General features: G+C 37.0%; 13 protein-coding genes. 2 read left to right on the top strand and 11 right to left on the bottom strand.

Going from position 1 to position 13715, the window contains the following annotated elements; all coding sequences use genetic code 11:
- The first annotated feature begins 3 nt into the window (after positions 1-3).
- Positions 4-1098, top strand: a complete 1095-nt coding sequence (locus G415_RS0104740; RefSeq protein WP_022670458.1) for a type IV pilus twitching motility protein PilT — start codon at positions 4-6, stop codon at positions 1096-1098.
- Positions 1099-1101: 3 nt separating this feature from the next.
- Positions 1102-2307 carry a type II secretion system F family protein gene (locus G415_RS0104735; protein WP_022670457.1) on the top strand — a complete coding sequence of 402 codons (1206 nt, stop codon included), beginning with the start codon at positions 1102-1104 and terminating at the stop codon, positions 2305-2307.
- On the opposite strand, the gene mrdA is transcribed toward G415_RS0104735, so the two are convergent.
- Genes mrdA through lptB form a run of 11 tightly spaced genes read right to left on the bottom strand, consistent with a single transcriptional unit; the run spans position 2282 to position 13674 of the window.
- On the bottom strand, positions 2282-4099 hold the full coding sequence (gene mrdA, locus G415_RS0104730) for a penicillin-binding protein 2 (RefSeq protein WP_022670456.1): 1818 nt from the start codon (positions 4097-4099) through the stop codon (positions 2282-2284). The genes G415_RS0104735 and mrdA overlap by 26 nt on opposite strands.
- The gene (locus G415_RS0104725; protein WP_022670455.1) at positions 4086-4571 is read right to left on the bottom strand and encodes a hypothetical protein; all 486 of its coding nucleotides are present in this window, start codon (positions 4569-4571) and stop codon (positions 4086-4088) included. Before G415_RS0104725 ends, mrdA begins: the two co-directional genes overlap by 14 nt.
- On the bottom strand, positions 4538-5284 hold the full coding sequence (locus tag G415_RS0104720; protein ID WP_022670453.1) for a rod shape-determining protein MreC: 747 nt from the start codon (positions 5282-5284) through the stop codon (positions 4538-4540). The genes G415_RS0104725 and G415_RS0104720 overlap by 34 nt, the downstream gene beginning before the upstream one ends.
- 13 nt (positions 5285-5297) lie before the next feature.
- Positions 5298-6338 (bottom strand): rod shape-determining protein, encoded by a 1041-nt coding sequence (locus G415_RS0104715; RefSeq protein WP_022670452.1) that lies wholly within the window; start codon positions 6336-6338, stop codon positions 5298-5300.
- A gap of 4 nt (positions 6339-6342) precedes the next feature.
- Entirely contained in the window at positions 6343-8529 is a 2187-nt protein-coding gene (locus G415_RS09875; protein WP_022670451.1) for a RelA/SpoT family protein, read from the bottom strand.
- A complete protein-coding gene (gene rpoZ / locus G415_RS0104705) occupies positions 8514-8717 on the bottom strand; it encodes a DNA-directed RNA polymerase subunit omega (RefSeq protein ID WP_022670450.1) in 204 nt (67 codons plus the stop codon). Before rpoZ ends, G415_RS09875 begins: the two co-directional genes overlap by 16 nt.
- On the bottom strand, positions 8698-9351 hold the full coding sequence (gene gmk / locus G415_RS09870) for a guanylate kinase (RefSeq protein ID WP_022670449.1): 654 nt from the start codon (positions 9349-9351) through the stop codon (positions 8698-8700). The genes rpoZ and gmk overlap by 20 nt, the downstream gene beginning before the upstream one ends.
- Positions 9348-9581: a DUF370 domain-containing protein gene (locus G415_RS0104695; RefSeq protein ID WP_022670448.1), complete on the bottom strand. Its 234-nt coding sequence runs from the start codon at positions 9579-9581 to the stop codon at positions 9348-9350. Before G415_RS0104695 ends, gmk begins: the two co-directional genes overlap by 4 nt.
- Positions 9582-11648, bottom strand: coding sequence for a ribonuclease R (gene rnr, locus G415_RS0104690; protein ID WP_022670446.1), 2067 nt, complete (start codon positions 11646-11648; stop codon positions 9582-9584).
- Positions 11630-12961 carry an RNA polymerase factor sigma-54 gene (gene rpoN / locus G415_RS0104685; RefSeq protein ID WP_022670445.1) on the bottom strand — a complete coding sequence of 444 codons (1332 nt, stop codon included), beginning with the start codon at positions 12959-12961 and terminating at the stop codon, positions 11630-11632. The genes rnr and rpoN overlap by 19 nt, the downstream gene beginning before the upstream one ends.
- A complete protein-coding gene (gene lptB / locus G415_RS0104680) occupies positions 12958-13674 on the bottom strand; it encodes an LPS export ABC transporter ATP-binding protein (protein ID WP_022670444.1) in 717 nt (238 codons plus the stop codon). The genes rpoN and lptB overlap by 4 nt, the downstream gene beginning before the upstream one ends.
- Between the last annotated feature and the right edge of the window lie 41 nt (positions 13675-13715).

Here is a 13715-nt window from a genome sequence, read left to right as displayed (position 1 = left end):
GAGATGGGAAAAAAAGCAACAGATTTAGTTGAACTTTTGGAGATAATGCTTGCCAAAGATGGTTCTGATTTACATATAACAGCGGGTGCAAGACCGAAAATAAGAATTCATGGGGAACTTTTTGATATTGAAGAATATGATGTTCTTTCACCTGCGGATGCTCAAGGGTTGTGTTATAGTGTGATGACGGAACTTCAGAGAAAAACATTGGAAGAAAATCTTGATGTCGATTTTTCTTTTGGTATTCCAAAATTCGCAAGATTTAGAGCTAATGTACACATGCAGCGTGGCACAATCGCTGGTGCCTTTAGGATGATACCGTATGAGATACCACCGTTTGAGAAACTTGGTATTCCACCTGTTGTTCAAAAGTTTGCTGAACTAAAAAAGGGTATTGTGCTTGTTACAGGTCCTACTGGTTCTGGTAAGTCAACCACGCTTGCAGCTTTAATTGATAAGATTAATCGTGAAAGAAGGGTTCATATTATAACTATAGAAGACCCTATAGAATTCACATATTCTCACAAAATGGCTCTAATTGACCAGAGAGAAGTTGGAAGCGATGTTCCAACATTTGCATCAGCCTTGAAACATGTTTTAAGGCAAGACCCTGATGTTATACTGATAGGTGAAATGAGAGACCTTGAGACGATTCAGGCAGCAATCACAACTGCCGAAACAGGGCACCTTGTTTTTGCTACCTTGCACACGAATTCAGCACCTGAAACTATAAATAGGATTGTCGATGTGTTCCCGCCAACTCAGCAAGAGCAGGTTAGAACGCAGTTATCCGTTGCTTTACAAGGCGTTGTATCTCAGACGCTAATTAAAAGGAAAGATGGTAAGGGTAGGGTGCTTGCTATGGAGATAATGATACCTAATGCGGCCATAAGAAACCTAATAAGAGAAAATAAAATTCCTCAGATTTACTCAACGATGCAAATGGGGCAGGCTGAATCTGGAATGATAACGATGAATCAATCTATAGTTGCGTTATATAAAAAAGGGTTAATTAGTTATGAGACTGCGTTGGAAGCAAGCAACGATAAGAAAACCCTGCAACGGGAGCTTGATAAAATAAGGTACATGAAGGGGTAAAGTATGCCGTATTATAGATGGAAGGGTAGAGACCCTAAGGGTAGAATGAGAAAGGGTGAAATAATAGCTGCATCTCAAGCCGAAGCAGCAGCTAAATTGAAGCAAAAAAGAATATCGGTTATAAAAATAAAGCCCGCTCCAAAGGATATAGAGCTACCCTTTTTAAAGCCCAAGATAAAGGAAAAAGAGCTTATGGTAGTAACAAAACAGCTTGCTTCTATGCTTGCAAGTGGCTTACCATTGGATGAGTCTTTAAATATAATGGCTGAGCAAGCTGAAAGTAAAAAAATGGGTGAAATTCTGTATGATATAAAACAGAAGGTTGAAACAGGTGCAAGTTTGTCTCAAGCTTTGAAGTCATATAAAGATGTTTTTTCTCATATGTATGTAAACATGGTGGCAGCTGGTGAACAGACGGGTAATTTAGATGGTGTTTTAAAAAGATTAGCTGAAATGTTGGAGAAACACCTTGCTCTAAAAAGGAAAATAAAAGGTGCTCTAATATATCCTACAATGGTTACTATTGTTGCCACTGGTGTTATAGCTTTAATTCTTACATTTGTTATACCTACTTTTGCTGAGATGTATAAATCAAGTGGGATGAGTCTTCCGTTGCCAACACAGATTGTTATTAATGTTAGTATGTTTATGAAAAAATACTTCTGGTATATGGTAGGTGGAATTATTGCTGTTGCAATTGCTGCTAAAATCGGATACAAGAAAAACTATGCTTTTAGAAAATTTATAGATAAAATGCTTTTACATCTTCCTATTTTTGGTATGTTAGCAAGAAAAGGCTCAATAGCTAATTTTACTGTTATTTTATCTTCTTTGACAGCAAGTGGCATAGATATACTTGATGCTTTGGAAATAAGTTCTAAGACTTCGGGTAATGTCATAATAGAAGAGACTTTGCTTGAAGTAAGGGATATGGTTAGAAAAGGTGAGAACCTTTCTTATGCGATGTCTTATTCGGGGGAGTTTCCAGACATGGTTATTCAAATGGTTGCAGTTGGTGAAGAGACTGGAACACTTGACGATATGATGCAGAAGGTGTCTCAATATTACGAAGAGGAAGTTGATAATACGGTCAAAAATTTAAGCACGATGATAGAACCAATAATTATTGTAGTTCTCGGTGGTATAATAGGGTTCTTAGTTGTTGCTATGTATCTGCCGATATTCAAGATTGGTGAGACAATAAAATGAGCTTGAGTTGAATGAGTTTGTCATAGATTATACCAGCAAATGCTGCGGCTTTGGATGAGTATTCTCCATGTTCTAAGAAGACAACGACAACGACCTGTGGCTTGTTCATAGGAGCAAATGATGCAAACCAGGCATGTGGGAAGTATTTTATAGCTTTTTCGGGTTTTATCTTCTTCTCTTTGAGCAGCTTTTTTATCTTTTTATACACTGAGCTTTTTACGACCTGGCTTGTGCCCGTTTTACCGCATATGTTTAAACCTTCTATGCGTGCATTGTATGCTGTTCCGTAAGGTCCGTTTACAACAAGCCATAGAGCTTTTTTTATGTCTTTGTAATATTTGCTTTTAAAAATATATAGAATTTCCCTTTTTGCATCCTTAACAAGAAATGGCTTATATCCTATACCATCGTTTGCTATTATGCTGAAGGCTAAGGCAACTTGAAGTGGGCTTGCAAGAAAGAAACCTTGTCCTATGGATGTCGATATTGTATCACCAATATACCAACCCTGTTTGTATTTTCTATATTTCCACTCTCTTGATGGCAGATTACCCTTTGTGCAATAACTAAAAAGCTTTGGTGATTTTCCGAACCCAAATTTTGATAGATAATAATCTATCTTGTTTATTCCCAACTTCATTCCCACTTGATAGAAATAGACATCAGATGAGCTTTCTATTGCTCTGTATAGGTTTATCTTACCAAACCCGCCTGGTTTCCAGTCTCTATATATGTATTTGCCTATTTTAACCGCATAAGGACAGAATATCATCTTGTTTGGTGTAATTATTCCTTCTTTCAAAGCTGCAAGTGCCATAAAGGGTTTTATTAGTGAGCCAGGCGGGAATGCACCCTGTGTGGCTATATCGAATAGGTTTAGAAGGTGTTTCTTCTTTAGCTTTTCCCACTCCTTTTTGCTCAGTCTCTCTGTAAAATAGTTGGGATTGAATGTATCGCTGTCAACCAATGCAAGGATTGCACCATCTGGTCTCATAACAACTGCAGCACCGTGTAAACCTTCTTCTTTAAACAGTTCATAGATGTATGTCTGGAGCTTAGAGTTTATTGTAAGCGTTAATGTCTTGCCCTTTTTTGGCGGTGTTTCTGAGAGTGTTTTTATTACCATACCGTTTGATGCTGTTTGAACTTCCTTGTATCCCCATTTCCCTCTTAATACTTTGTCGTATTTCTTTTCTATACCTTTTCTTCCTATTAGTTCACCGACTTTTAATGTTGGGTCTTTCTTTAAGTCATCCAAAGAGACTTCCGTTAGATATCCAACAATATTGGCATAGGCAAAAGCATTTGAAGGATATACCCTTTTTGGTGTTACTTCTATGTTTATGAACCTGTTTATCTCTCCTTTAAAAAGCAGGTTAAATACTTCATTTCTTGATATGTCTCTTTTTATAAGAACACTTCTGTAATATGGCGTTAATTTTAGCTTTTTTTCTATGAGAGATGGCTCTATTGATATAATTTGGGCAATCTTTTCTATCGCCTTTTTTGTTAAGTCTGGTGTTTTGTAAATTGATACGCTAAATGATGGTGTGTTTTTTGCATACAAGACACCGTCGGATGTTTTTATATCTCCTCTTGGTGGTGCTATTCCTATGAGTCTTATTGAGTTTTTTTTTGAAAGGTCTAAAAAATAGTTTCCCTTTATGATTTGTAAATAGAAGAGTCGAGCAATAATAATGATGAAAGATACGGCTATTATTAAACTCAAATAGTCGGCACTCTTTTTTACTATATCTGCTTTGTTTAGGATGTATTTATCACGCTTCGCCACTGTGCCTGTCCGTTATTATCAGTGATGTGATAAGTGATGCCAATCTCCACTGCAGAAAGCTTAAAGCAAATACAAACAGTGATACCCATAATGGCATATCAAAAACAAAGAAAACAAAAACAGCATATATGAAACAGACAGTTATAAATACATGCTGTTTATTTAAAGCAAATGCTTTTATAAGGTAAAAAATTAAATAGGAGAACAGGACAAACCCTAAACATAGAACGAACAATCTCTTTAGACTGATTATATCTGCAATAATACCGTATAAAAACGGTATGACGAAGTTAAAGCTTTCGCTATGGAGCTCTGTCTCTGCAGCGTTTAGGAATAGAAAAAATGCTATAGAAAACGGCACGAGATACACAAAATTGACTATCTCTGCTGCTTCAACTGACAAAACAAAGAGAGTTATGAACAGAATAACACCCTTTGCTATTTTTTTCTGCAAACTATTAACACCTTCCATTTGTTAAAAAAGCTCCTTTTTATATCCACAAAAGCAACCTTATAGTATCCATTTACGCTTTTTACCCTTTTTACGGTTCCTATAAACAGGTTTGGTGGAAATATACCCATCTCACCCGTTGTATATACAGAGTCTCCTTCTTTCACTTCAACATTCGGGTCTAAAAACTCAACCTTTGGTGAGTACTCATTGCCCATGTAGAGAGCTCTGAATGTTTGATTGTCGTCTCCGACTATTTTTACATCCGCAACAAATGAAGGATTGAAAACCGTATAGGCCTTGTAGATGTGATTTTTTATTCTCTCTTTTACAATACCAACAAGATGCATGTTGTCTTCCAAGACAAAACAGTAGTTTTTCTTGATGTTTAGCTCTTTGGCTGTTCTTAGATATATGGTTGTGCTGTCGAAGTTTCCTTTAAATGAAAACGATGCTTCTTGAATGTTGCTATCGTTTTTATCTTTGTTTTTACACTCAAGCATGCATTTTGTTAGCTGTTTTCTTAGGTGTTCGTTCTCTTTTTGAACAGAAATGAGAACGAGATACTCATTTATCAACCGTTGAATCTCGTTTAATCCTTTTGATACGGGCAGGCTCGTGATTACTATGCTCTCTTTTACTATGTTTTTAACTTTATAGAATAATCCACCTGCAGCAAGAACAGAGACATTTAGCAGAATAGCTGTAATCACGTATATGATAAGTGTTCTCATTTAAATCTTGTCTTTAATCTATAGCCACTTCGCTGAGCAAGTCTATGTTGTCAAGAACCATACCCACGCCTTTTACAACGGCAAAAAGGGCTTCTTCAAACACTTCAACAGGCAGTCCTGTCTCTTTGTGAATAAGTTTGTCTAATCCTTTGAGTAATGCTCCGCCACCGGTTAACATTATGCCATTATCGACTATATCACTTGCAAGCTCTGGCGGTGTTTTTTCTAATGCATCTTTTACGCTTGCAACTATAACGCTAACTGGCTCTTTTAGGGCTTTTCTTATCTCTTCTGTTGATATCTCTATTGATGTTGGAACACCTGTTATCAAATCGATACCTTTTACCTGAATGAGCTGCTCTTCTTCACCTTCTTCCAAAGGATATGCACTGCCGTATTCTATCTTTATCGCTTCTGCCGTGCTTTCACCAATCAAGATGCTATACTGTTTTTTGATGTAATTCACTATCGCTTGATCCATCTTATCGCCACCAGTTCTAACAGATACACTGTGAACAATGCCGCCAAGCGATATAACAGCGACTTCTGTCGTTCCGCCACCTATATCAACAACCATACTGCCCACAGCATCCTGAACGGGCAAACCGGCTCCGATAGCGGCAGCCATTGGCTCTTCAACCAAAAACACTTCCCTTGCGCCGGCATCTATCGCAGACTCTTTAACGGCTTTTTTTTCAACCTGTGTTATGCCGTGTGGCACAGCTATGATAATTCTTGGCTTAAATATGCTTTTACTTCCTTTTGATTTCTTTATAAAGTATCTGAGCATTCTCTCGGTTACTTCGAAATCTGCTATAACGCCATCTTTTAATGGTTTTATAGCTTCAATGTTGCCCGGTGTTCTTCCAACCATCTCTTTTGCTTCTTTACCAACACTTAAAACCTTTTTTCCACCTTTACTGTCTGTTTTTACTGCAACGACGCTTGGCTCGTTCAAAACTATGCCTTTGCCCTTAACATAAACCAAAGTGTTTGCCGTTCCTAAGTCAATAGCTAAATCATTTGAAAAATAGTTCATTATTGATTTAAACATTTTATCACCGCCTTACTCTTTTGTGGTTTTTGTGAACAAAAAATGATTTTCCTCTCTCTATTTTGAGTATGTTTTCGTCTTTGTTTAACTCTGCAATAAGCTTTTCAAGTTCAAGCCTGTTTTTTATCTCCACATCAAGGTCAAACAGCACCTTCTTATGGGCTTTGTCCAAGAATATGACCTTCAGGTTTTGAAGGTCTATGCCCATCTGATACAAAAGATTTGTGATTTTTGCAAGTATTCCCATCGTGTTGTTTACTGTTATTTTTAGTTTAACGGGCATGCTTTTTTGTTCTATATCGCTGTCCCATTCAACTTCTATGAGTCTGTCGCTGTCGTATCCTACTTTTGCGATGTTTTCGCAATCAACTCTGTGTATGACGATGCCTCTGTTTTTTGTTATGTATCCAACTATCTCATCACCAACAACGGGGTTGCAGCATTTTGCAAGCCTTATCACAACATCATCTATACCATCAACCTTAATCTTATAAACATCCTTCTTCTCTGTCTGTTTTGTCTGTTTTTTCTTTTGACAAGGGAAAACCCGATTTACGACACTTGATGGGTGTATCTTTAAAAATCCAACCTTTTCAAACAGCTCTTGCTCTGTGTTGCAGCCGAAATAGCTCAAGATTTCTGGGAATTTCTCATCTTTCAGCAAGGATTGAAGCGTCTTGTTGACCTTTGCAAGCTCTTTTGAGAGCATTCCCTTGCCTATTTCTGCTGCTTCTTCCTTCTCTCTCTCCCTTACTTTTTGCTTTATTTTACTTCTTGCTTTGCTTGTTACGACAAACCTAAGCCAGTCTTTTGAAGGCAGGTGATTGGCTTGTGTGAATATTTCAACGATATCGCCGTTTGCAAGTTTGTAATCAAGCGGCACTATTCTGCCATTTACTTTTGCACCAACACACCTGTTTCCAACTTCTGTGTGAATGGCGTATGCAAAATCAACAGGTGTTGAGCCTCGCGGTAGGACCTTTAAGTCTCCAGCAGGTGTGAAAACATAGACTTCCCCTCTGAATAGGTCAACCTTTACGGTGTTTAAAAACTCCTTTGGGTTTTTTATCTCTTTTTGCCACTTCAAAAGATGCCTTAGCCATAAAAACTGCTGGTCGTATTTATCTATGATTGAGAGCTTCTGCTCTTTGTATTTGTAATGGGCTGCAATTCCTTCTTCTGCTATTTCATGCATCTGTTTTGTTCTTATCTGTATCTCGACAACCACATCACTTGGGCCAAAAACTGTAGTATGTATCGACTGATACATGTTTGGTTTTGGCAAGGCTATATAATCTTTAAATCTTCCCGGTAATGGTTTGTATTTTTTATGAATAACGCCCAAAGCCGCATAACAATCCTTCTCGTCGTTTGTTATGATTCTTACGGCAAGTAAGTCGTATATGCCATCAAAGTCAACCCTTTTTCTCTGCATCTTTGTAAATATACTGTATAGATGCTTAACCCTGCCGCTAACCGTGCATTCTATATTTGCTTCTTGCATATCTTCTTTTATTTTGTTCTCTATGAACTTTATGATTTCCTGCTTTTTAGATATTGTCTCTTTTACCTTTTTCTCTAACTCTTCATACTCTTTTGGACATAAATATTTAAAGCTTAAATCTTCAAGTTCGCTTTTTAGCCAATAAATACCAAGTCTGTGTGCTATCGGTGCATAGATGTCTAAGGTTTCCTTTGCTATTCTTTTCTGTTTCTCTTCCTTTAGAAAACAGATTGTCCTCATGTTGTGGAGTCTGTCGGCAAGCTTAATTAGAATAACACGCAGGTCGCTTGCCATTGCGACAATCATCTTTCTGAAATTATCAGCTTGATTTTCTTCTGAACTTTTATACTTGACCTTGCTGATTTTTGTGAGTGCTTTTACTAAAAATAGAACATCTTCGCCAAAATTATCTTTAATCTCTTCTTCTGTTGCGTCTGTATCTTCTAAAACATCGTGCAAGAGTGCGGCTATAAGGCTGTTCTCATCTAAATAGAAGTGATTTACTATTCTTGCTACATGAATTGGATGGATTATATAACTTTCACCCGATGCTCTTGTCTGTCCCTTGTGCTTTTGATAAGCATACAAAAAGGCCTTATCAAGTTTCTCTTCGTCATATTTTATCTTTATCTCTTTTTTAAACTCATCATAAAGCTGTTTGATTAAAGGGTCTATTTTTTCTTCCACAGCCCCTCTTTAATTTCCAAAAGGCTAATAACTGTATTTTTATGCCCGAATGCCTTTCTCTCATCAAGCAGGATTTTGTCTCCTCTTAATAGGGAGTTTGCCCTTATTGCAGCAACCCTTACAAGCTCGTATCTGCTTGGGAAATGCTTCAACGCTCCATTTATCACTTCAGACATGAATATTTCCATTGTTCACCTCCAAAAATTTCTCGGTTTGAGTTTTTAGCTCTTCTGCTTTTTTTACAAACTCATCTTCAAAAAACTCAAGCTTACAAAGGCATGAGTCAATAATCGACTCAACCCTTTTGACAGCATCATCTAATTTATCGTTTATTACGCAAAAATCAAAATTTTTTATCTGTTTGAACTCATCAAGGGCAGTTTTGAATCTTATGCTGAGTTTATCCCTTTTTTTGTCTTTTTTGAGTCTTTCTAACCACTCATCAAAAGATGGCGGCAGTATAAATATGCTTACAACCCTGCCTTTAAAACTCTCCATTATGTTTCTTGCGCCTTGAACATCAATGGCAAGAAGTGCATTTTTGCCCTTGTTTAGCACATCTTCTAAAGCCTGTTTACTTGTGCCATAAAAGTTGCCATGCACTATTGCATACTCAACAAATCCACCCTTTCTTATCTTCTCTTTAAACTCTTCTTTGCTTACAAAGTAATAATCAACTCCGTTTATCTCGCCTTCTCTGGGCTCTCTTGTTGTGTGCGTTATAACCCTTTCTATGTCTTCTCTTTTTTGTTGTATTATCTCACAAATCGTTGTTTTGCCTGCGCCTGTAGGTGATGAGACGACGAACATTAAGCCCTTCATTCGTTTACCCTTTCTGCTATTGTCATTACTGCGATGCCAGATAGGATAACATGTCCTGAATCCATTATTATAATTGAGCGTGTTTTTCTGCCCTGGGTTGCATCTATAACTTTGCCTTCTTTTTCAAGTTGTTCCCTTAATCTTTTTATAGGTGTTGATGATGGATTAACGATAGCAACAATTCTCTCTTTGTTTATAAAATTCCCAAATCCTATATTTACAACAGCCATTTAAACCACCGTAAAGTCTATCTCTCCTGCAAACTTGTCAACCGCAACAACCATTACCCTAACATCATCTCCCAACTTGAAGATGCGCTTTTTTCTTTTTCCAACCATTGCATACATATATTCGATATACTGGTAATAATCATCTTTGAGTTGGTTTGCAGGGACAAATCCTTCAACAAAGTGTTCTTTTAATCTTACAAAAAAGCCCGTTGGTATTATCGTCGTTATTGTGCCTGTGAATATCTCTCCAATCTTGTTTTTCATAAATTGCGCTGCCTTTATGTCGTTCATATAGAACATGGCATTCTCTGTTGTTAGTTCTCTGCTTTGAATGATTTTTACTTCACTTTCAAGGTTTTCAAACTGCTCTTTTGTTCTGTTTAAAACGGCTTTTACCATTCTGTGAACAACCAAATCTGGGTATCTTCTGATTGGTGATGTAAAGTGCGTATAGTTGTCAAAATGCAGTGCAAAATGCCCTTTGTTTTTTGTTGAGTATTCAGCTCTCTTTAATGACCTTAGCATCATTTGAGAAACTATCTTTTTGAGTTTTTCATCTTTTACGCTCTTTAGAATCTTTTGTAAATCTTTTGATGTGAACTCATCAGGCAGTTCAAACCTTATTCCCATTTTTCTTAAGAAAGCCAATAAGTTTGCAAGTTTTACTGGGTCTGGGTCTTCGTGAATTCTGCGTATGTAAGTTTCGTAGTGTTTCTTTAAAAAGTCTGCAACGCATAGATTGGCTGCAAGCATAAACTCTTCGATAATGGAGTGTGAAAACTTATGTGGTCTTTCTTGAATGTCTATTATAGCATCGTCCTGCATGATAAAGTATGGCTCTGGTATGTCTAAGTCGAGACTGCCCTTCTTAAATCTGCGTTTTCTTAGGATTGAAGCAAGCTTTTCCATAGCCTTTAGATTCTTTTTTAGCTCTTCGTCTGCCTGCAGTTTATTGTCTAATATGTCCTGAACTTCATCGTATGTCATTCTGCGTTTGTTTCTTATTATGCTCTCTTTTATCGAGTATTTCTTGATTGCACCGTTTTTTGATATGTCCATCTCAACGCTTACGGTTAGCCTGTCTCTGCCTGGAACGAGCGAGCAAATATCGTTTGAGAGTTTAAATGGAAGCATTGGTATGACACTGCCCGGAAAATAGACGCTAAAACCACGATTTAGGGCTTCTTCGTTTAGTGCGCTTTCTGTTTTTACATAGTTTGAAACATCTGCTATATGGACATACAGCTTAAACGAGCCGTCTTCATTCTGTTTTATATCTATGGCATCGTCGAAGTCTTTGGCATCTGCTCCGTCAATCGTGATTGTCGGTAAGTCTCTGTAATCTGTTCTGCCTTTAAAGTCATCTAAGGAAGGTTCTTTTATTCTGCTTAACTCTTCTTCGATTTTGCTTGAAAACTCAAATGGCAAGCCAAACTTATCTACAACAACTTCTATGTCTATGTCTGGATTAAACGGCTCTCCATATACCTTTACTATTTCACCGTTTACGCTTTTTCCTATGTAAGTTATGCGCGCAAGGACAAGCCATCCTTCCTTTAGTTTCTTATCCTTCTCCTTTACATTTACGACAAATGGGATTTTCCTATCGATAGGAGATACAAGCCAACCTTTGGGTTTTTTTATCAGATAACCAATAATATTTTTTGTGTTTCTTTTGGTTATCTTTACGACTTTTGATGTTATGCCTATGCTTTTTTTCTCAAGTTTTACTATTACTTCATCGCCTTCTGTTGCTTTAGCTGTGTTTATCAATCTTGGCAGTCTTATCTCTTCGTCATCTTTTTGAAGGAAGAATGCACCTTCTTTCCTTATGAGTATGCCTTCAAGTATTGATGTGTCCGATACCTTTTTTGGTTTTGCTATTACATATCTGCTGCGTGATATCTTCTTTATTTTACCTTCTTTTTTTAGTTTTTTTAGTTCTCTGTAAAATGCTGTTTTCTGCTTCTTTGGTATGCCTAATGCCCTTCTTAGTTCAGAACCGTTTAACGGCTTGTAATCATACGAAGATAACAGTTTTATAATGGCTATAGAGTATCTTGACATCTTCTCTCCCGAGAGCTTGGAATGTTAAGCTCTTTTCTGTATTTTGTTATTGTTCTTCTTGTGAGTTTTATGCCCATTTTTTCAAGTTTTGCCTTAATCTGGTCATCACTCAACGGCTGAAGTTTGTTCTCTTTATCTATCATCTCTTTTATTATCGACTTGACATAATCCTTTGATATATCTTCTGATACACCGCTTGAGAAGAACTTGCTCAAAGGGATTATTTTGCCTTCAAACAGCATATATTTGTTTGAGACAGCCCTTGTTATAGTTGAGACATTAAATCCTAAAATCTCGGCTATCTCTTTTCTTGTTAGCGGTTTTATTGTTCCATCTTCAAAAAATTGGCTCTGTTTTTCCAATATTACATTAACCGTCTTTAGAAGTGTTTTGTTTCTTTGGGATATGGCGATGATAAACTCTTTGATTTCCTTGTATTTCTCTTCAATAAACTTTTTTGCATCACTGTTTTTTATGTATTCATTGAGCATCTCTTCGTCTATTGCAATCTTTGAGAGAATTTTGTCTTCAAGTGTGGCTATGAGCTTTCCGTTTATCTTTCTTACATACACATCTGGCTCTATAAAGTCTGTCTGTTTAGGTGAGTGGTAATTTTCAAGTGGATACAGGAGAAAACTTTTGAGTGCATTTAGAATATCTCTAAACTCATCTTTATCAAAGCCCGTTCTTTCCTTTATCTTTTCAAGGTCTGGCCTATTGACATCATCCATAGCATCGATGAGCGTTTTTATTTTATCAATCTCTATACCTTCTTCTTCTGCTTGAATCATAATAAACTCTTTTGTGTCTAATGCTGCGCATCCAATAGGTTCAAGCCTAATAATCCTTTTTCTTATAAATTCAACTCTCTCCAAGGATGAGCCTGTTTTGTCTGCTATTTCGTTTATTGTCGTATCCAAAAAGCCCTTCTCGTTGATATTGTATATAATTTCTTTTGCTATCTCCAAATCCTTCTCGTCCAAGTCTATCTCAAATGTCAACTGAGAGAGTAGGGACTCTTGAAGGCTCTCTTCTTTTGATGTTGTGGCTTCAATAATGTCCGAAACGCTCTCTTCTTGGTGGAAATACTCTTTGAACGATTCGTCTATCTCTTTGATTTTTTCGTCTTTGTATGTCTCTTTTGATATTTTTATATCGTCTTCTATCTTTACTATTGGGTTTGATTCGGCTATCTCTTTGAGTTGTTGTTCTATCTCGGTTATGTTCATAGCCAGAATTTTTAGCGATAAATCTATGCGCGGTGTAAGTATAAGGCCTAAATGCGTATCAACGCTGGTTCTTAACTCTATCATACGCAGAAACTCTTGCCTAAATACATATCTATGACTTCTTCGTCTCTTATTAATTCATCAGGCCTTCCTTCCCTTACAATTTTGCCATCGAACAACAGATAAGCTCTATCAACAATGTCTAATATCTCTCTAACATTGTGGTCTGTTATGATTATGCCTATGCTTCTATTTTTTAGGTTTTTTATTATCTCTTTGAGCTCGTCAACGATTATTGGGTCTATACCTGCAAACGGTTCGTCAAGCAGTATGAATTTTGGTTTTGTTGCTAAGGCTCTTGCAACTTCAACCCTTCTTCTCTCGCCACCGGATACGGCATAAGCTGGTGTTTTTCTTATATGGGCAATGTTTAAATCTTCAAGCAGCTTTTCGAGTATTAGTTTTCTTGTTTTCTCGTCTTTATAAACAAACTCAAGTATGGCGTAAATATTTTCTTCAACTGTCATGCCCCTGAAGATTGACGGTTCCTGCGGCAGATAGGAGAGTCCTTTTTGTGCCCTTTTATACATCGGCAGATGTGTTATCTCTTCATCTTCCATAAATATCCTTCCATCGTCTGGCCTTATAAGTCCAGCAATCATGTAAAATGTCGTTGTTTTGCCAGCGCCATTTGGTCCCAAAAGCCCAACAATTTCACCTTCTTTTGCTTCTATATTCACATTATTAACAGCCATTTTCTTTTTATAGCTTTTCTTTAGCCCCACACACTTTAACATGCCAAATGATACATAAAATTTGCCAGTTTAACAAGATTAAA

Source organism: Hippea alviniae EP5-r (genome assembly GCF_000420385.1).
GTDB classification, from domain to species: Bacteria; Campylobacterota_A; Desulfurellia; order Desulfurellales; family Hippeaceae; genus Hippea; species Hippea alviniae.
The sequence above is the reverse complement of the archived record's forward strand: the minus strand, read 5'-3'. Positions and strand labels throughout refer to the sequence as shown.